General features: G+C 38.2%; 19 protein-coding genes. 13 read left to right on the top strand and 6 right to left on the bottom strand.

Annotated elements, in window-relative coordinates:
* Nucleotides 1-10: 10 nt before the first annotated feature.
* From ACO1DI_RS18980 to ACO1DI_RS18960, 5 genes are all read left to right on the top strand, one after another.
* Nucleotides 11-742, top strand: coding sequence for a riboflavin kinase (locus tag ACO1DI_RS18980; protein WP_243549192.1), 732 nt, complete (start codon nucleotides 11-13; stop codon nucleotides 740-742).
* 1 nt (nucleotide 743) lies between these two features.
* Nucleotides 744-2,066, top strand: a complete 1,323-nt coding sequence (locus ACO1DI_RS18975; protein WP_243549194.1) for an LLM class flavin-dependent oxidoreductase — start codon at nucleotides 744-746, stop codon at nucleotides 2,064-2,066.
* Nucleotides 2,067-2,471: 405 nt separating this feature from the next.
* Nucleotides 2,472-2,969: a hypothetical protein gene (locus ACO1DI_RS18970; protein WP_243556939.1), complete on the top strand. Its 498-nt coding sequence runs from the start codon at nucleotides 2,472-2,474 to the stop codon at nucleotides 2,967-2,969.
* A 96-nt stretch (nucleotides 2,970-3,065) separates the two neighbouring features.
* Nucleotides 3,066-4,067, top strand: coding sequence for an N-acetylmuramoyl-L-alanine amidase family protein (locus tag ACO1DI_RS18965; protein WP_243549196.1), 1,002 nt, complete (start codon nucleotides 3,066-3,068; stop codon nucleotides 4,065-4,067).
* Between the two features lie 97 nt (nucleotides 4,068-4,164).
* On the top strand, nucleotides 4,165-4,344 hold the full coding sequence (locus ACO1DI_RS18960; RefSeq protein ID WP_025752091.1) for a hypothetical protein: 180 nt from the start codon (nucleotides 4,165-4,167) through the stop codon (nucleotides 4,342-4,344).
* Nucleotides 4,345-4,400: 56 nt separating this feature from the next.
* On the opposite strand, the gene ACO1DI_RS18955 is transcribed toward ACO1DI_RS18960, so the two are convergent.
* Nucleotides 4,401-4,781 carry a plasmid mobilization protein gene (locus ACO1DI_RS18955; RefSeq protein ID WP_013056777.1) on the bottom strand — a complete coding sequence of 127 codons (381 nt, stop codon included), beginning with the start codon at nucleotides 4,779-4,781 and terminating at the stop codon, nucleotides 4,401-4,403.
* Between the two features lie 471 nt (nucleotides 4,782-5,252).
* On the opposite strand from ACO1DI_RS18955, the gene ACO1DI_RS18950 reads away from it, so the two are divergent.
* Nucleotides 5,253-7,112 (top strand): N-acetylmuramoyl-L-alanine amidase, encoded by a 1,860-nt coding sequence (locus tag ACO1DI_RS18950; RefSeq protein ID WP_423145549.1) that lies wholly within the window; start codon nucleotides 5,253-5,255, stop codon nucleotides 7,110-7,112.
* Nucleotides 7,113-7,408: 296 nt separating this feature from the next.
* Nucleotides 7,409-8,155, top strand: coding sequence for a GNAT family N-acetyltransferase (locus tag ACO1DI_RS18945; protein WP_423145548.1), 747 nt, complete (start codon nucleotides 7,409-7,411; stop codon nucleotides 8,153-8,155).
* A gap of 20 nt (nucleotides 8,156-8,175) precedes the next feature.
* Here ACO1DI_RS18945 and ACO1DI_RS18940 read toward each other — a convergent pair whose 3' ends face one another.
* Nucleotides 8,176-8,721, bottom strand: coding sequence for a DUF4825 domain-containing protein (locus tag ACO1DI_RS18940; RefSeq protein WP_423145547.1), 546 nt, complete (start codon nucleotides 8,719-8,721; stop codon nucleotides 8,176-8,178).
* A gap of 83 nt (nucleotides 8,722-8,804) precedes the next feature.
* Nucleotides 8,805-9,536, bottom strand: coding sequence for a ZIP family metal transporter (locus ACO1DI_RS18935; protein ID WP_014460376.1), 732 nt, complete (start codon nucleotides 9,534-9,536; stop codon nucleotides 8,805-8,807).
* A 285-nt stretch (nucleotides 9,537-9,821) separates the two neighbouring features.
* Between ACO1DI_RS18935 and ACO1DI_RS18930 the strand changes: the two genes are divergently transcribed.
* Complete coding sequence (locus ACO1DI_RS18930; protein WP_423145546.1) at nucleotides 9,822-11,033, top strand: cytochrome P450; 1,212 nt, start codon at nucleotides 9,822-9,824, stop codon at nucleotides 11,031-11,033.
* Nucleotides 11,034-11,062: 29 nt separating this feature from the next.
* Here ACO1DI_RS18930 and ACO1DI_RS18925 read toward each other — a convergent pair whose 3' ends face one another.
* Entirely contained in the window at nucleotides 11,063-11,641 is a 579-nt protein-coding gene (locus ACO1DI_RS18925) for a TIGR00730 family Rossman fold protein (protein ID WP_042992151.1), read from the bottom strand.
* A 307-nt stretch (nucleotides 11,642-11,948) separates the two neighbouring features.
* On the opposite strand from ACO1DI_RS18925, the gene ACO1DI_RS18920 reads away from it, so the two are divergent.
* The 3 genes from ACO1DI_RS18920 to ACO1DI_RS18910 all read left to right on the top strand — a co-directional run bounded on the left by ACO1DI_RS18920 (nucleotide 11,949) and on the right by ACO1DI_RS18910 (nucleotide 15,279).
* Nucleotides 11,949-13,280, top strand: coding sequence for an NAD-dependent malic enzyme (locus ACO1DI_RS18920; protein WP_014460373.1), 1,332 nt, complete (start codon nucleotides 11,949-11,951; stop codon nucleotides 13,278-13,280).
* Between the two features lie 141 nt (nucleotides 13,281-13,421).
* Nucleotides 13,422-13,904 (top strand): PH domain-containing protein, encoded by a 483-nt coding sequence (locus ACO1DI_RS18915; protein ID WP_115653722.1) that lies wholly within the window; start codon nucleotides 13,422-13,424, stop codon nucleotides 13,902-13,904.
* The gene (locus ACO1DI_RS18910; RefSeq protein WP_223260158.1) at nucleotides 13,897-15,279 is read left to right on the top strand and encodes a PH domain-containing protein; all 1,383 of its coding nucleotides are present in this window, start codon (nucleotides 13,897-13,899) and stop codon (nucleotides 15,277-15,279) included. Before ACO1DI_RS18915 ends, ACO1DI_RS18910 begins: the two co-directional genes overlap by 8 nt.
* 31 nt (nucleotides 15,280-15,310) lie before the next feature.
* On the opposite strand, the gene ACO1DI_RS18905 is transcribed toward ACO1DI_RS18910, so the two are convergent.
* The gene (locus ACO1DI_RS18905; RefSeq protein WP_116738334.1) at nucleotides 15,311-16,669 is read right to left on the bottom strand and encodes a D-serine ammonia-lyase; all 1,359 of its coding nucleotides are present in this window, start codon (nucleotides 16,667-16,669) and stop codon (nucleotides 15,311-15,313) included.
* A 163-nt stretch (nucleotides 16,670-16,832) separates the two neighbouring features.
* On the opposite strand from ACO1DI_RS18905, the gene ACO1DI_RS18900 reads away from it, so the two are divergent.
* On the top strand, nucleotides 16,833-17,042 hold the full coding sequence (locus ACO1DI_RS18900) for a cysteine-rich CWC family protein (protein WP_115653725.1): 210 nt from the start codon (nucleotides 16,833-16,835) through the stop codon (nucleotides 17,040-17,042).
* Nucleotide 17,043: 1 nt separating this feature from the next.
* Nucleotides 17,044-17,982 (top strand): carbohydrate kinase family protein, encoded by a 939-nt coding sequence (locus tag ACO1DI_RS18895; protein WP_208732392.1) that lies wholly within the window; start codon nucleotides 17,044-17,046, stop codon nucleotides 17,980-17,982.
* 24 nt (nucleotides 17,983-18,006) lie between these two features.
* Here ACO1DI_RS18895 and cyoE read toward each other — a convergent pair whose 3' ends face one another.
* Nucleotides 18,007-18,924, bottom strand: coding sequence for a heme o synthase (cyoE, locus tag ACO1DI_RS18890; protein WP_013056789.1), 918 nt, complete (start codon nucleotides 18,922-18,924; stop codon nucleotides 18,007-18,009).
* Nucleotides 18,925-19,149: the final 225 nt, after the last annotated feature.

Raw genomic sequence — 19,149 nt, 5'->3', positions numbered from 1 at the left:
GGGAAGAAGGGTGAACGTAGTGAATAGAGGAGCATTAAAAGCTAAAACAAGCAAAAAACTTATTATAAAAGGCCTGGTTGTACCTGGAAGGCAGCAAGGAAGACATTTGGGTTTTCCAACAGCTAATATAGATACTCAGCATGAGGAATTAAAAAATGGCGTGTATGGTGTCCTCGTTCATCTGCGGGGACTTGATCATATAGGAGTTATGAATGTAGGCGTTAAGCCGACATTTGGATCGGAACTATCTAAAACATTTGAGGTTCATATTTTGGACTTTAACGACGTTATTTATGGAGAGACAGTTCAATGCGACGTGATCTTTCGGGTGCGAGGAGAGAAAAAGTTCCCTTCCATTGAGTTTTTAAAACATCAAATTAAAGCCGATACACTACAAGTTAAGCAAAGATTTCAACATATGGGCTATGTATCTAGTGAACATACAGCTTCCAAGCTAGGGCAAGCGCGGTATTTAAATCTTCCTGATCTACAGTTTTTTAATTGGTGCCACAGTCAATTCAGAGTCAATAAAGGGATTTACAATACAATTGATCAATGGTTTTATGACGCAGGAATTGAAAATATTCACCCTAGAAGAGTTCACGTTATCGCTTTTTTGCAATTTGCACAGGAAGGAAATGAAAGAAAGACCGAAAAAGAAGGAGTCCTTCGCTTTGGAGCAGGTGGTTTGACCAATCAATTACGAGAATTTATGAATGGATATGAAAAAGGAGAATGGTAATATGACACATCAAAGACAATTAAAGCTAGGGGCTATTATTCATGGAGTGGGAGGAAACATGGGGGCATGGAGGCACCCTGAAATTTTGTCAGATGCCAGCGTTAATTTCGGTTTTTACAAGCAGCAGGCTCAAAAAGCGGAAGAAGGAAAATTTGATTTAGTGTTCATTGCCGATGGATTATATATTAATGAAAAATCGCTTCCCCATTTTTTGAATCGTTTTGAACCTCTTACTATTCTATCAGCACTTGCTTCTGTCACTTCTCATATTGGTTTAGTTGGCACTCTATCGACTTCGTATAGCGAGCCGTTTACGGTGGCTAGACAATTTGCTTCGCTTGATCATATTAGCAGCGGCCGAGCAGGGTGGAATGTTGTAACATCTCCATTAGAAGGATCTGCGCTTAACTATGGAAAAGAGCATCCTACTCATGATAAACGCTATAGAATAGCTGAAGAGTTTCTAGAAGTAACAAAGGGATTATGGGATTCTTGGGAAGATGATGCATTTATTCGAAATAAAGAAACCGGACAATTTTTTGAAGAGAAAAAGCTGCACCGCCTGCATCACAAAGGCGAATTTTTCTCTGTAGAAGGTCCGTTAAACATTGGCCGCTCAGCTCAGGGGCAGCCCGTAGTGTTTCAAGCAGGCTCTTCTGAAAGCGGCAAAGATCTAGCAGCGAAAACGGCTGACGCAGTGTTTACGGGACAAGACAATTTAGAAGAAGCAAAAGCTTTTTACCAAGATGTAAAATCAAGAGCCGTAGCGCAAGGGCGCAATGAAAACGAACTTTTAATTTTCCCGGGAATAGGTCCTATCATTGGCAGTACAACCGAAGAAGCCGAAAGAAAATATGAAGAACTTTCTCAATTGGTGACAATTGAACATGCGCTCAACTACTTAGGACGTTTTTTCGATCATTTTGATTTTTCACAGTTTCCATTAGATGAGGCATTTCCTGATTTAGGGGGTATCGGAAGTAATAGTTTCCGCAGTACAACTGATAAAATCAAAGAAAACGCTAAAAAACATAAGTGGACACTGCGAGAAGCGGCGCTGCGAATTGCTACACCTAAAACACAATTTATTGGGACGCCAGAGCATATCGCTACTTTGATGGAACAATGGTTTGAAGAAAAAGGAGCTGACGGCTTTATTATTCATTCAAGCGTTCCGCATGGCTTAGATGACTTTGTTGAACATGTTGTACCGATACTGCAAGAAAGAGGCTTATATCGTACAGAATACGAAGGGAGTACGTTAAGAAGCAACTTGCAGTTGAATGTTCCTAAAAATCGCTACACAAAGGTGAAAGTTAACTGAAGTAGATTCAAAGATACCGGAAAAAAGTATTTTAGCTGAAGTGAAAAATGAACTATTAATCGAAATTTTTTGATTGACAGTTCATTTTTTTGTTATGGTGAACGCAGGTTTTATCTGTTTAATTCCCTTTAGCAGTTGATTGGAGGGCAAGGCGAAGACTTCTGCGGAAAGCGAAGTAACGGCGTGTAACAAGCCATCCATATGAGCTCATGTATCCCATTTGCTCGTCTTTAGATTGAATTAATTTAGTTATGTCTCGACCTTTTTAATATTTTTAATATTAAAAATATGGTAAAATTCTTTTTGTAGGTTATTCGTTTCAGTTCATAAGGCCTAAAGGGTTTTGAATACCCGGAAAGGAGTCAAATGGAAAAAAGACATAAAAGTAAGAAGAAGCGTATGATCATGTCGATATCTTTATCCGTTCTTTTAGTCGGGGGAGGAGCGACAGGATGGATATTGTACCAAAACGGAAAAATTCCTTTTTTATCACAGCAAAGTATAAAGGCAAGTGCCATTAAAGTGAATCAACAAAAAGTTGATAAGCTGGAAAGCAACGATCAGCAGGCAAAAGATTTTATAGCTGAACATCATGACGTACTAAATGATTTGACGGGGTGGAGTGCCATTGAGCACCCAGACTGGCCTGCCGTACAAGAAGAAGCGGGAGCCATTAAAAATACAATTGGCACGATTGAAGTAAAAGATTCTGTTTTAAAGAAAGACTTTCAGCATATGGAGAAGCTCGCTGGACAGCTAGAGCAGACGAAAGATCAAGCACTGTTAAAAGAACTTCATCGTTATTTTCATGACTTAGATGTTGTGATCAATGAAGACGATGGATCAAATACATATTTTAATGTTACCAGCTATGGTAAATCAGTTGTAAAGACTTCTAAATGAGCTATAGCAAAAAGCTTTATACATAAAAGTAGTTTTGTATAACAAACGTCTTCGCTTATTCATGCATATGCTAAGAATAAGGAGGAGACGGGTTATATGAAAAAAATTTATTTAGATGCAGGTCACGGAGGGGCAGATCTAGGGGCTGTAGCCAACGGGTTATATGAAAAAGACGTAGTGTTAGCTGTTCAGCAGCACATTATCTCTTTTCTTTCTACTCACTATCAAGGGTTTTCTCTTTGTACAACGCGTACAACCGATGTGTTTCTGTCATTAAATGAACGGGCTAACAAAGCCAATGCGTGGGGGGCTGATGTATACTTATCTATTCATATAAATTCAGGTGGAGAAACGGGATATGAAGATTTTATTTATAGTAAGAATATAAATAACCAAACCATTGTGTTCCGAAACGATATTCATGATCACGCAAAATTAGTTCTCGATAAATACAATCACTCTAACCGAGGCAGAAAATTGGCTAATCATAGTGTGTTAAGGCGTTCATATATGCCGTCTGTATTAACTGAAATTGGGTTTATTGATACAGAACACGATGCAAAGCTCTTAAAAAATCCTCAATTTCTAAAAGATATGGGGGTGGCATATGCAAAAGGGGTTGCGCAGTTTTTAAACTTGGAGCCTAAATCTACAAATCCCGTGAGAGATTCTGACGAGGAAGGGTTCCCAAAGCCTACTTTTTTATATAAACCTTTATGGATAAAAACAACCCAGGATACTGAGACGTATAAGTATGCAAATATGTTAGAGAGAACAGGTTATTTAAAAAAGAATACCCTCTTTCAAGTTTATAGTGAAACGCATGCAGCCTGGATAATTGATGGAGAACATTTTATTGAAAAAAAAGATACAATCATTGAAGGAGAAACTATCACAACTGCGGAATTAACAAAAGAAAATTTGGAAGCATTAAAATTGTTTGTGAGGGAAGAAAAGTTAGAAACAGCGGTAACCTTTTCTAAAGAAGGAGCTGCGGTAGCCATCTTTACACTTCACGATAAAAAAATATTGAATGTAAAAGCATTTTTAGATAGAGAAAAATGGTGGTACAAAGCTGAACGGATAAAAACATCGTGAAAAAACCTGCTTGTTTTTTTGAAGCTTTCACCCTAGTAATTTTACTTATTTTTGATAGAATATAAAGAGCTGAATCGTAAAGATGCATAAAGGTGTGATGGAAATGGAAGAGCAACAAGAAGCGATTGATTTAACAAAAGTATATGTATATGAGGAGTTTCCGGATAAAGTTGCAGGCAGATGCGACAACTGCGGACATGTAAAATTTAAAAGCTTAGTAAAAGACTTTATTTTTATTCGTACATGCGCAAAGTGCGGCATGAAAAAAAGTATTTAAATCCCTACTTCTTTGTAAAAAACGCTCTTTTCTGAAATGAAAAGAGCGTTTTTTCTCTATTTAACGTATAAATGATCGCTAAGCTGCTCTGAAATAGTTTCTACATCTTCTTGCACATGTTTTTGTTTTTTCATCATTTCTAACAGGATTTCTTCAAGGTTCTGTGAATGATTTTGCTTATCTTTTGGTTTATGTAAATACTTTGCGATTTGATGCATATTATTGCTTAGCCGGCTTAGCTCAGACTCAATTTTTCGCAGGTTAACTAATAGTTCCACACCTGCTTCTTTGCCGATTAAAGGCGGCTTAACTTTTCCATCCATAATAAATTTTCGAATGAGAGACGTTCGTTTTAAATTATAGTGTTCAATAAGTTCCTCTAATTTTTCTTTTTCTTCTTCATTCAACTTAATTGCTGGAATGCTGTGTCCTCTCATAAGGTATCTCCTTTCAAGAGCAGTTCTTGCTGCGTTCAATCATATGTAAACATTCTCTTGTCTTTAATAATAGCAACCTTTTCCATGGTTAACTATGGTGAAAAGTTACTAAAATGTCGAACGTACAGTCTGTTAAAAAACTGGTAAATTAAGAAATTTGGTTTAGTAATAGTTGAATTATAGAAAGAATGTCATTATCTACAATATTGCTGCTTTATTAAAAAGGCAGCAAAAGGGATGAATGTACCGCCTTTGTACTCAACCATTTTTGAGAGCTCAGCTTTAAAAAAGAGGGATGGTTTTATCATTTTTTCCTCCTACCACATCTTTCCTCCTAGTAACTCTGTCGAATCTTTTAGACTATTGTCTCAAGGGAATAGAAAGAAAGAAGACGAAATGGTTGAGAACGAGGTAAAGTCATATTATGTCTTTATTTACCTCATTTACATATTTTACGGGGGAGGAATACGTTTGAAACTAAAAAAACGATTAAAACTAAACAAGATAGGGATAGCCATGCTTACGGCTGGGGTTATGTGTACAGGTTATACGCCTATTCATATGCTACAAGCGCCTCTAGTCGCTCAGGCTGCAGAGAATCAGTCGGATTCTTTGGAGCTAGCATTTGCACAAGCATCTAAAGAATTTGATGTGCCAGCTTCGCTTTTAAAAGCAATTTCCTACAACAAGTCGCGCTGGGAAAGTCATAATGGAAAACCCAGCGCAGCCGGGGGATACGGCCTGATGCATTTAACAGACATCCCTTCTTTAGAAGATGGAAAAGGAAATGGAGCTTCGCCTTCAAAGCCAGCATATGACAAACAGCAAACGCTCTCCTTAGCTGCTAAGCTGCTTAAATCAGATAAAGAAAGATTAAAAAAAGATCCTGTACAAAATATTCGCGGTGGCGCTGCTGTGCTAGCTTTTATTGCAAAAGACAAAAATGGAAACGTACCGTCCACTGATCAAAAATGGTACGAAGCAGTCGCAGCTTACAGTTCTTCTCAGGATAAAGAAAACGCTCAAGTATTTGCCGATGATGTATATGAAACGTTGGAAAAAGGAGCAGAGCTTACAACTTCAGATGGACAGCATCTTAAAATTTCTCCTCAAAACATAGATATATCGATTCCTCGCACTGAAAATTCCAATACGAATAAAGCGGATTGTCCCGCATCTTTAAAATGTGAATACATCCCTGCATTTTACGGGAAATTCAGCGAAAGTCCTTCAGATTACGGAAACTATGATATTGCGAATCGTCAAAAATCAGATGTTCGCTATATTGTTATTCATGATACAGAAGTAAGTTATGATGGAACGATTGATTTGTTTGCTAACCCTAATAGAGCCGCTGCAAACTATGTAATCCGTTCAAGTGATGGTCACATCGCACAGATGATCCATAACAAAGACGTAGCATGGCACGCAGGAAACTGGTATTTTAATACGCACAGTATTGGAATCGAACATGAAGGATTCGCCCTTGAAGGATCTACGTGGTTTACAGAAGAAATGTATCGTTCTTCAGCAAGACTCGTACGCCACCTTGCCAAAGAATATAATATTCCGTTAGACCGAGCACACATTATTGGTCATGACGAGGTGCCAGGTTTGTCTCCTAAGGCTCAATCAGGTATGCATTCAGATCCCGGACCGTTTTGGGATTGGGGACACTATATGGATTTAGTAGGAAGCCCAGTCGAGCGCCAGCACACAAACAAACTAGCCGTTACGATTAATCCCGTCTTTCAAAACAATCAGCCGGAGGTATCAGATGCACCAAAGCAGCCGGCCAACTTTGTGTATTTGCATCAAGCTCCGAGCAATGATTCACCGCTACTTAATGAGCCTGCAGCTTCAGGGCCGGGAACAAAACAAACGTTAGACTGGGGAAGCAAAGCTGTAACTGGCCAAACGTATGCAGTAGCTGAGACAAAAGGAGAATGGACAGCGATTTGGTACGGAGGGCAAAAAGCCTGGTTTTACAATCCGCATAATAAAAATACAAGTAAAGGTACAGGCATATTATTAACGCCAAAACCAGGAAAAGAAAGCATTCAAGTGTATGGAGGAGCTTTTCCTGAAGCTTCAGTCTATCCTTCTAATATACCAGTTAAAGACATGGTGCCACTTCAGTACACAATCTCTCCAGACCAGGTGTACGTGGGGGTAGAAAAAGTAAGGAGTGACTATTACTATGCACCAACTTTTACAACAAATCCAAACGATCACAAAATGATTGCTGGAAAAGACGAATATTATCAAATTTATTTTAATCACCGCTATGCGTTTGTGAAAGCTTCGGATGTAGAGGTTAAAAAACAATAGAATAGACTGTTAAAAGAAAGGAAGAGACAGGGTGTTTAAACGGTATGTCTCTTTCTTTTCTTTCAAAAGCCACAAAAATTCAGAATGTTATTGATGCTTTTTTAGCTTATTATCTTTTTAAAAAAGGAAGGAATGTCCTGTGATTATAATTAAGTCTTTAAGTCAGTGTTCTTTTTCTGATGCGCTAGAAGCATTTAATAAGGGTTTTGAAGATTATTACATTCCGGTTGAGATGTCACTAGATCAATTCACTTGTAGATTTGGTTTCGATCAGCTATCTGTTCGACCATTCTTTTATGGCTTTTTATAATGAAACACCAGCTGGAATTATGTTAAATGGAATAAAAAAGGTCAAGGGAAAAAAACATGCTTGGAATGGAGGTACAAGCGTAGTCTTACCTTACCAGAAAATGGGAATTGGAGAAGCCTTACTAAAAGCTACACTTGAGAGATACGAGCAGCAAGGAGTAGTAGAAGCTAGTCTGGAAGCATTTAAAGTGAATGAAAAAGCCATTCACCTTTATCAGAAATACGGATATGAAATTGTAGATACGCTTTTATTTCTAAAGCATAGAGGTAGTTTTCCCGCTTCTTTACTTAAAAAGAAGAATCAGCTTGCGTATTCGTTAAAGAGAAAACTTGCAAAAGATATTCAGAACCTACCCTTTTATACATACGACGTTCCGTGGAAAAATCAATTTGACTGTATTCGTGATGGAGAATCGTTTATTGCGTTGAATGAAAAAAACGAAGAAGTGGGCTATCTGTTATTTCAAAAGAATTTTTCTTCCATAGGCATCGTGAATTCCGTTACTTTTTATCAAGGAAGCGTTAAGGAACATATCTCGAATTCAGAGGACATTCTGGGCTTTTTATTAGCAACCATTTTTAATATGTATGGACCAATTGCTTACAATACATATAATGTACCTGAAAAAAGAAATAGCTTACTCGTGAAAATGTTAAAATCATTTGGTTTCCAAGATTTATATACAGATGAAAGAATCAAACTTGAGCAGGTGTTTATGAAAAAACAACTTTAAAAAGCGGCCATGGGCCGCTTTTACTGCATTTCCGTAATTGGATGTGCATCATAAAATTCCTCGATTTTTTCTTGCTGTCCTTCGAATTTTTCTTTCCATACTTGTTTCACGTCATTATAATTCCCCAGATCTCTTCCGTAGAAGTCGGTTAACTCTTTTCGAGTAATGGTGATTGTCTGAGGAACAGTCGTATTAATAGTAAAGTGAACGCTGTCAGCATTTTGTACGGCAGAAAGTAAGATGGTTGCGTTATGTAAAAGTATGCGTTTAGTTTTCACAGACGTCCAGCTTTTTTCGAACGTATGCTGATTATCTATTGCAGCGTAATTAATTGCTAAGTAGTAAGGTTTTTGCGCATCTTGAAAGGTTATACCTTTTAAATAAACGTGTCCTGGAAGCTTATTTGTAATTTCCTCTACTGAAGCCTCATGTTTTGAAGAAGAAGTATGTTGAATAGAAGAAGCAGAGACTCTTTCGGCAGACAGATTATTATGAGGTGCATAGGCACACCCTGATAGGCAAGTGAGCACTGTGCAAAGTGTAAGAGAAGCATATATTTTTTTCATAATGGTAACTCCTTTTGTTTATATCTACTTGTAAAGACGAAAGACCTATATATTTTGTTTCATACAAAATATAAGTTTATTCATTAAAAAGACATATAATCCAAAATAATAGAAGTTAATAACCCTAATGAAGCAATAAAACCAATAACAGGACCACCTTCTTCAAAAGCTTCTGGCAACATTGTAGAAGCAACCATTGCCACAATTCCACCACCGGCGAATGAGGCAATAAAGCCCATCATGTTTGGGGTAGCGTCTTGAAGAAATAGATATCCAATCCAAGAAAAAAGAGCTGATATAAAGAAGACAGAAAGCCATAATGAAAAAATTTTCTTTCGCTTGTATTGGCTTTTTAGTAGTCCGCTTGTCCCGGAGATTCCTTCCGGTATATTGCTGATAAAAATAGAAACAACAAGCAGCCAGCTAACGTGGTGCTGTTCAATCAAACTTGCGCCAATCATCAGTGACTCAGGTATAGCATCTATAATGGTACCAATAAAAATGGCTAGTCCTGAGCTAGCGGGGACTAGATGGTCTGAACGTTTTCTTTTGTGAGCGCCTCTTTTAGCTAAGGACATGTCAAGAAGAGTAAAAAGTGCTGCGCCTGTTAAGAATCCTAAAGAAGAAGCAATAATGCCTGCTTCTTTTACCGAATCTTGAATGAGCTCGTAAGCAGCAGCTCCTAACAAAACGCCCGTGCCAAAAGCCATAATATAAGCAGTCAACTGTTTTTTTAAAGGTACAAAAATGGCTATAATAGCTCCAATCAATACAGCTGAGCCTGAGACACCACCCCACATAAGGGCATCTATCACATGAGATCCCTACTTTCTTGCGTACTTATTTGTAGTGTAACCATCTATGTGATTATTATGAAACAAGATAAAAGAACTAAAAAAATGGAAAAGAATCACTGATTTAGACCTTAAATAAAATAAGTCTTCTGTATAATTGACAAAATTTTCTGATTATGTCCGTTGAAAGTGAAAAAACCTTGTGATAGTCTGATCAAAAGATATAAGGATGGAAAAAAATTCTTTCATCTGTAGAAGATTAAAAAACTTAACGAGGTTACTTTTAAACGAAAGAAGGAAGACGAGATGAACCCAAAAGCAGTGAAAAGAGAAAATCGTTATGCTAACTTAATTCCTATGCAAGAAATCACATCCGTTGAACAGCAGATTTACCCATTTGACGTTTATAACAGTCTGCGTCAAGAGGCACCTATTCGTTACGATGAAAGCCGAAACTGCTGGGATGTATTTGATTATGAAACAGTAAAGTATATTTTAAAAAACCCGTCGCTTTTTTCATCCAAACGAGCAATGGAAGAACGCCAAGAAAGTATTTTAATGATGGACCCTCCAAAACATACAAAGTTACGAAATTTAGTAAACAAAGCTTTTACGCCAAGAGCTATTCAGCACTTGGAGGGTCATATTGAAGAGATTGCAGATTATTTATTAGATGAAGTAAGCAGCAAAAAAAAGTTTGATATAGTAGAAGACTTTGCTGGACCACTGCCGATTATTGTAATAGCAGAGCTGCTAGGAGTACCAATACAAGACCGAGCACTGTTTAAAAAGTACTCCGATGACTTAGTGAGCGGTGCCGAAAATAATTCAGACGAAGCTTTTGCGAAAATGATGCAAAAGCGTAATGAAGGCGTGCTTTTTTTGCAAGGGTATTTTAAAGAAATTATCGCCCATCGTCAGAGAAAGAAACAAGAAGATCTGATTTCGCTGCTTTTAGAAGCAGAAATTGACGGCGAGCAATTAACAGAAGAGGAAGTACTGGGATTTTGTATTTTATTGCTAGTAGCAGGTAATGAGACAACAACAAACTTAATTACGAACGGAGTCCGATATATGACAGAAGACGTAGACGTGCAGAATGAAGTTCGTCAAGACATATCGCTAGTTCCGAACCTAGTGGAAGAAACGCTTCGCTATTATCCTCCTATTCAAGCGATTGGACGCATAGCCGCTGAAGATGTAGAACTTGGAGAGTGTAAAATTAAAAAAGGGCAGCAGGTAATTAGCTGGGCAGCAAGTGCAAATAGAGATTCAGTTAAGTTTGAACGTCCTGACACTTTTGTCGTACATCGTAAAACAAATCCTCACGTGAGCTTTGGATTTGGTATCCATTTTTGCTTAGGAGCACCGCTAGCCAGAATGGAAGGGAAAATTGCCTTTACTAAGCTACTAGAAAAAGGGGAATTTTCCAAAGTTCAGAATCAGTCTTTAAAGCCAATAGCCAGCCCTTTTGTTTTTGGCGTAAAAAAATATGAAATTGCTTTTAATAATGCTTAAAAAGCGAGCGCAAATGATGCGCTTGCTTTTTAGTGTTCAGTGTTCCATTTTTGTTCTTCTGAAGGAGACGTGTAGGTGTCCATTGAAGAGATAAGCTGTTTGGGAGTATCAGAAATGTTGATGAGACGGATAGCAGAATCCGTAGAAAACCCTTCATCTACGGCATGCTGAACCATTTGCATAAGCGGGTTGTAGTAGCCGTTCACATTTAATAACCCCACTGGTTTTTTATGTATGCCAATTTGAGCCCAGCAAAGAGCTTCAAACAATTCTTCAAACGTCCCAAAACCTCCAGGAAGTGCAATGTAACCATCAGCTAGCTCGTGCATAGTTGCCTTTCGCTCATGCATGCTCTCTACTTCGATGAGTTCTGTCAGCGCGGTATGAACAATTTCACCGCTAAACAAACCGCGGGGCATAATGCCGATGACTTCGCCTCCATGCTGAAGCATTTCATTTGCGACTTCTCCCATCAGTCCCATTCGTGAGCCTCCGTAAATCAGCCGGTAGTTTTTTTGGGCCATGTAGCGTCCTAGTGAGACGGCGGCCTCTTTATATTCTGTTTTTATTCCAGCGCTCGATCCTGCAAATACACAAATTGATTTCAATTGCTTCACTCCTTTGTTTCTTCTCTATATAAGTCTTTTCTGTTTATGGAGAACAAATTCCTTCTTAATAATTTATGAATTTTCACAATGTCATCGCTTGATTATTCTAAAAACTTTGCTTATAATCAAAGCGAAACAGCTTTTTGAAAGCGTTATCTATTTCTTTTTTTTATGGAAAAGACAGTACGCATAGATCTACTTGTAAGATAAGTAGATAACATGAACTTATGGGGAATTTGAGCGTTTTAAACGCTTCATTGAGTAAGCAGACGTACTTGCAAGATTAGGACAAGGGGGATATGGGGATATGATGAATAATTTAATACGCACATTAATGGTACAAACACCGACTGTACCGGGAAACTTAGGAAGAGTAGCAACAGCTATTGGAAATGTTGGAGGGGACATTGGCGAGGTTGAAACCGTTAAAGTAGGACATAACTACACCATGAGAAGCATTACGGTCCAAGTAGAAAGTGAAGACCAGCTTGAGGAATTGCTTGAAGCGGTTCGCAGTTTAGAAGGCATTACTTTACATACAGTATCAGATGAAGTTCTTCATGCGCATGAAGGCGGTAAAATTCAAATGAAAAGCAAAATGAAAATTGAGTCGATCGCTGACTTAAGAAGAGTATATACACCAGGTGTAGCAAACGTTTGCCGTGCTATTCAAGAACAGCCCGACAAAGCTAAAATTTATACGAGCATTGGAAACACGGTTGCGATTGTAACGGATGGCACCGCTATATTAGGGTTAGGAAATATTGGTCCAGTTGCAGGAATGCCCGTTATGGAAGGAAAAGCTGCGTTATTTGATCAGCTTGCCAATGTAAACGCTATCCCCATTTTGTTGAATGTAAATGAGCCGGAAGAAATCATTCAAACGGTTAAAAATATTTCACCGGGATTTGGCGGAATTTTACTAGAAGATATAGGGTCGCCTCACTGCTTTGAAATTGAAGAACGTTTAAAAGAAGAGCTCGATATTCCAGTTATGCATGATGATCAACACGGAACAGCAGTTGTGACGCTAGCAGCAGCTATCTCAGCTTGTCGCAGCACAGGTGTGAATTTGAAAGAAGCAAAAGTAGGGCAGATTGGCTTAGGAGCTGCCGGTATCGCTACTTGCAGAATGTTCATGGCTTACGGTGTCAAACAGGTGATAGGAGCTGATAAGTCTCCTGAAGCGAATGAGCGCTTAGTCAGCTATGGTGGAAAAGTAGCGGATTCATTAGAAGAGCTTATGGAGAACTGTGATATTGTTATCGCAACAACAGGTGTACCTGGCTTAATACAAAAAGAATGGATCCGAAAAGGGCAAATCATTCTAGCACTTTCTAATCCAAAGCCAGAAATTGAACCTGAAGATGCTCTTGAAGCAGGAGCTATTTACGCTACTGACGGAAGGTCAGTGAATAATGTACTTGGCTTCCCAGGTATTTTCAGAGGAGTGTTAAATGCGGGTGTGCGCGATATTACGCATACGATGCTTGTAGCTGCAGCTGAAGCCATTGCGAATTCAACGCGTCCAGGCGATTTAGTTCCTCACCCTCTTAATCTAGCTGTACATGAAGCAGTATCTGAAGCAGTTGAAAGAGCGGCTGTTGTACACGGAGAGAAAGACGGCGTTTATCGATAACAAACAAGGCTGCCTATTTCGAGGCAGCCTTGTTTGTTTTTATCAAAAAATAATAAGAAAATAGCAAACTATGAAACTTTTTTCCTTTTTTAACGTAATATAGTAATAGAAATAGTAAAAAAGGTAGAGAAAGGAGTTTTTATGGAGTTTGAACATTTAAAAGGCAAATTGCCCCTCGAGGCTAAAAAAGCAATGCGCTGGCAATCCATTTTTACCCATAGCCTGTGGCTTCTTGCAACAGCGGGTTATTTTCTACTCGTTCATTTTTTTGATTGGTGGTCAATTATTGGATGGATATCAGCTGGACTATTAGTCGTGAGCTTTATCATATATACAATTATAGCTCCAAATGTATATATGAATGTATATTCATATGAAGTTACAGATACTCAAATTGATGTACAAAGAGGGCTATTCGTCTGGTATCATACGAAAATTCCGCTTGTGAAAGTGCAGCACGTTGAAACGTTGACAGGGCCGATTTTTCGAAAATTTGACTTGGCATCTGTTAAAATCATCACAGCAGCCGGAAGCGTGGAAATTCCTGCACTTGTACAAAGAGATGCTGAAGCACTGCGAGAGTATATTGCTAGACTAGCAGAGGTAGATGATGAAGATGAGTAAGCGGCTGCATCCGCTATATATTGCAATAGCATTTATTGAACATATAAAAAATAATATCCTGCCTTTTGTGTTTATATTTATCGTCAATCGGCATCTGTTGTTTACATATTGGTGGGCAACGCTATTAGCGGGAGGCGTAGTCGCTTTATTTGCTTTTTTTACTTGGAAGGAATTTCGTTATGAAGTAACGGAAACGGAAGTGCGTCTTTATAAAGGGGTCTTTAAAAAAGAAAAACGATTTATTCAACGAAATCGCATCCAATCGATTCAGTTAGATCAGCCATTTATTTTTAGAATTCTTCGCTTAGCCCGGCTTCGTATTGACACGGCCAGCAGCGGTACGGATGCTGAAATTGATTTATCTGGTATTTCACTAAAAGAAGCGCACCATCTTAAAGATACGTTAAAGCTGTCAGGAAGTCAGCCGGAAATAAGGGAAAAAAGTCCTGAACGTACGATGAAAGTGTCGGTGAAACAGCTGGCGTTAGCTGCTGCGTTTTCCGGGAATTTTGGCTATATATTTGCTGCTCTTGGTTTTCTCTATCAGTATATTGATACGTATATCAACCGCTGGGTAAAGACAGCTTACGAAGAAGTGATTCATCAATCGATGCTTGGTTTATTTGTATTAGTGGCTGTAATTGTGGTGCTTGCTTATTTGCTGTCTATCGTTTTATATGTAATACGATTTGGCGGTTTTACAGTAGAACGCTACGATCATTATCTACATATTAAATACGGATTGTTAAATAAGAAATCCCTTACGATTCCTTTTCATAAAATACAGGCTGTTACGATAGAGGAAGGGTTGGTTCGACGCTTATTTGGATGGTCTTCCGTTTCGTTAAACGTCGTAACCTCTGATTTAAAAGAAAAGGTCTATTTGCACCCGTTTATCCAGAAAAAAGAGATTGCAGCGTTAATGAACGTATATGTGCCGCACTATGAATATGTAAAGTGTCCAAGAAATACAGCGATTCAATATGCGTGGTATCCATTACTATTACCGATCTTGTTATTTGCAGCGGCAGGAATTGGCATCAGCTTTTGGAAATCAATGTTTGTGTGGATTATTGCTGTGCTGTGCCTTGCATATGTACTTATTCACTGGTTAGGCTATCGCCAAGGTGGCTTGATGATGAACGATGTATTTGTCAGTATTCGATCGCAGTTTTTAACACGAAAAACAACGATTATTAGAAGGAAGAAAATAGAAGAAATTGAGGTGTTTGCAGGCACCTTTTTATGGAAAAAAGGATACAGGAAAATAAAAATTTCAACTATGGGTACAAGCGGCAGCTATAAGTCAGGATATTTTCCATTTGAGATTTGGCATCCTATCTTTCTGCAAGCTACTTCTTCTAAAAAGGCATGAAGAACATCATTGTTCTTCATGCCTTTTGACGTTATCTATTCATTAAATTTTTTCCTTGCTCGTAATAGCTATTCATTACCTCAACTGGCACCATACTCCCTCCAGTTGACCATACAAGGTGAGTAGCTTTTGACATATCGTTTTCTAGTGCTTGCGCTTGTATATAGGAAGACCCGCTTTCCATCAGGTGAAGAGGTCCTTGTAAACTAGCCGCTGCTGAAGGTTCTATATACATATTTTCACGATTGGCTAGCTCATAAATAAATCGGAAAAGCTGATCATCTTCTACAGTATAAATTCCACTAATAAGCGATTTTATCGTTTCGCCTACAAAGCCAGATGGCCTTCCTACAGCTAGTCCATCGGCAGCTGTTACGTTATCAAGTCCAATATCGGTAACGGAAATGCCATCATGCAGCTCGGTCATTAATCCAAGCAGCATGCAAGGAGAGTGAGTAGGTTCAGCAAAAAAGCAGTGAACGTGATCACCGTATATTGCTTTTAATCCAAACGTAATACCGCCAGGCCCTCCGCCTACTCCGCAAGGTAAATAGACAAATAAAGGGTGTTCGGCGTCTACTTGAATCCGCAGCTCCGCTAGCTGCTTTTTCAAACGTAAAGCCGCAACGGAATAACCAAGAAATAAATCTCTAGACTGCTCATCGTCGATAAAATGACAGGCGGGGTCTGCTTCGGCTTGCTTTCGTCCTTCTTCCACGGCTTTTCCGTAGTCAGACTGATATTCAATAACGGTTACACCTTTAGAACGAAGCAGATCTTTTTTCCATTTCTTCGCATCGGCTGACATATGGACGGTGACGTTAAAGCCGAGAGTAGCGCTCATAATACCAATGCTTAAACCTAAATTACCGGTAGATCCTACTGCAATAGAATAAGAAGAAAATAACTTTTTACATCGTTCTTCAGCTAGAAGAGCGTAGCTGCTTTCCTTGGTAAGAAGCCCTTCTTTGATAGCAAGACTTTCAGCAAACTTTAATACTTCATAAATGCCGCCTCTTGCTTTAATAGAACCTGATATGGGAAGATCATGATCGCATTTCATCAATAATTTTCCTTGAAGCTTATTATTCATTTGTTGATTTAAATAGTCTTTCATGTATGCAATTTCTTGAAGAGGTGATTCAATGATTCCTTTTGATGCTTTCAGCTCCGGAAAAGCGATTTGAAGAAAAGAAGAAAAGCGAGAAAGTCGTTCTTTTGCATCTTTTATGTCTTTGGTATGTAAAGAAAGAGAAGAAAGTGCTTCTTGAGCAGGTTTTATATAAGGATTTATCCAAAGTGTTTCCTGTTTATTGATTAAAGGTGTTAATAAAGGATATTCATGCATCCATGTAGCAAGGGGTTTTTGGTGAAATAAATGTGTTGTCATAAAGGCTCCTTTCGCAATATGTTATTTCCTTTATATGTATAGTATCAAGAATAGAAGAAGTTGAAAACGAAAATATCAAAAAGCAGAAAGCGCATTTTAACCACCTCTTGTATACTAATAAAGATAATCTATACAACTGCATAGAAAAAAAGGAGAGGAATTCATGGCATTTTCAGGCGATGATAGCAGATGTCCTATCTGCGGAGAGAAAAATAACTGTGCTTCTGTACAAGGTAGAGAAATAGAAAAGTGTTGGTGCATGCAGAAAGTTTTTACCCCTGATCTGTTTGAACAAATTCCTTTAGAAAGCAGAGGAAAAGCGTGTGTATGTGTAAAATGCGTTGGGAGACAGAAGAAAGAAGGTGAGGATTAACTTGAAAAAAGGAATTATTTCATACGGTGAGGCGTTTATTGATTATATTGCTAAAAACGAATTTAACACCAGCTTTGACCCTTTTTTAGGAGGCACAACCGTTAATGTAGCAGTCGGAGTTCAGAAGCTAGGAGCAAAAGCATATTATATCTGCAAGTTAGGCAGTGATGAAACAAGTGATTTCGTAAGAAAGAATCTTTTAATGGAAGGAGTGGATCAAAGCGGCTGTGTAATATCGGAGATTAAAAAAGTTTGTGAAGTGTATGTACATAAAAGTAAAGAAGAAGATCGTTACTTCCATTCCTACATAGATTCTACACCTCATGAGCAAGTGTATAAACATGAGCTGAAGGAAGCTTTATTTGAGCAGGCAGCGATTTTTTATTTTGGATCAGGTACGTTGTTTCATCCGATTTCCCAAGAAACTACAAAAGAAGCTGTGAAGTTCGCAAAAAAACATCGTATGCTTGTAGCGTTTGATCCAAATATTCGAATGAAAAGATGGGAAAGTGAAGCAGCATGTAGAAATACCGTAACACCGTTTTTGTACGAAACAGATATTTTGAAAATTTCTCAAGATGAGCTGCTATTTTTGATGAATTCAACAGATCTGACAGAAAGTCTAGAAAAACTGAGAGCGTATCATATTCCGTACGTATGGGTCACGCAAGGAGAAAATGGTGCAGTAGCCGTTACTGCAAATCAAATGCTTCATGTGAGTGCAAAAAAAGTGCAGGCGATAGATACAACAGGAGCGGGTGACGCGTTTATGGCAGGAATTCTCTGGTGTATTCATGAAAAAGGTTTGCCTGAAAGTGAGGAAGCATGTAAGCGGTACACAATGTTTGCCAACGCGTTAGGTGGAGCAGTTTCGGCGAGATACGGAGGAATGATTTCGCTTAAAGCAAAAGATGTATCTAATATAAAAGCAGGTAGCTGATAGCTACCTGCTTTTGAGCATTTATTATTTAAAAAATGACAGTATAATCATAAGGGCAAAAATAATCGTAAGATGGTTCAATGAGAACACAAACATTAAAGTAGCCCATTTTGTATCTTCTAATTTTTTAAATCCAACAATCCCAAGAAGCATCCACACTAGTGTTAAACCGAACATTGTAAATGCGATAATTTTACTAAACGATAAAAATAAGAAAGATGCCGCTAGCAAAATAACTAGGTATACAAGCGTTTGGACTTTGGAACGACGGATACCTTTTACTACAGGAAGCATTGGTACACCTGCGGCTTTATATTCCTCAAGTCTTCTAATCGCAATAGCGTAGAAGTGAGGAGGCTGCCATAAAAACATAAATACAAACAATCCAATTGCTACCGGATGGAATAAGTCTGGTGAAATAGCGGCCCATCCAATGATTGGAGGCATAGCTCCAGAAATACTTCCGACTTCGGTATTATAAATGGTTGTACGTTTTGTAAGCATAGTATAAGGCACTACATAAAAGAAAAATCCTAAAATACCCATAATGGCGGCCATGTTAGAAACTAAAAATAAAATACCTACACCAATAACAAATAAAGCCAGTCCTAACCATAGAGCAAATTTAGGGTTGACCGCTCCTGTTACCGTCGGTCTGTCTTTTGTACGTTTCATGATCGCATCGATATCACGGTCATAGAAGTTATTAACTGCCCCAGCTCCTCCTACGACAAAGGATGTCCCAATTAAAGCCAAAATAATGATAGGAATTTGTGTCACAAAGCTTAAGTCGTTAACAGCAATTGCGAGACAAAGCCCAGCAACCATTCCTAGTGAGTTCGATTTAATAATCCCAGTTTTTATAATAGCACTGATTACTTCCCGGGAAAAATACTGATTGATAGGAAGTGATTCCTTTGTGATAACTTCGGTATTTTTCACAGCAATTCTCCTTTTTGAGCTTATTCTTACATGAATAAACCTAATCTTTATTAATCAACTAAACTATTTTAACAAAAAAATATCGTAATTACATCAAGGTTGCTCGTAAAATTTGTTAACATTCCTTGAACTTTTTAAAAAAACAAAGAAAAATGTCGAATTCCCAATTAAAAATAAGTACATCCTTTATTATAAGATAAAAATGGAATGCTTAAAAATGAAAAT

Origin of the sequence: Priestia sp. 40 (assembly GCF_049368575.1) — a bacterium.
Lineage (GTDB): Bacteria > Bacillota > Bacilli > Bacillales > Bacillaceae_H > Priestia > Priestia zanthoxyli.
The sequence above is the reverse complement of the archived record's forward strand: the minus strand, read 5'-3'. Positions and strand labels throughout refer to the sequence as shown.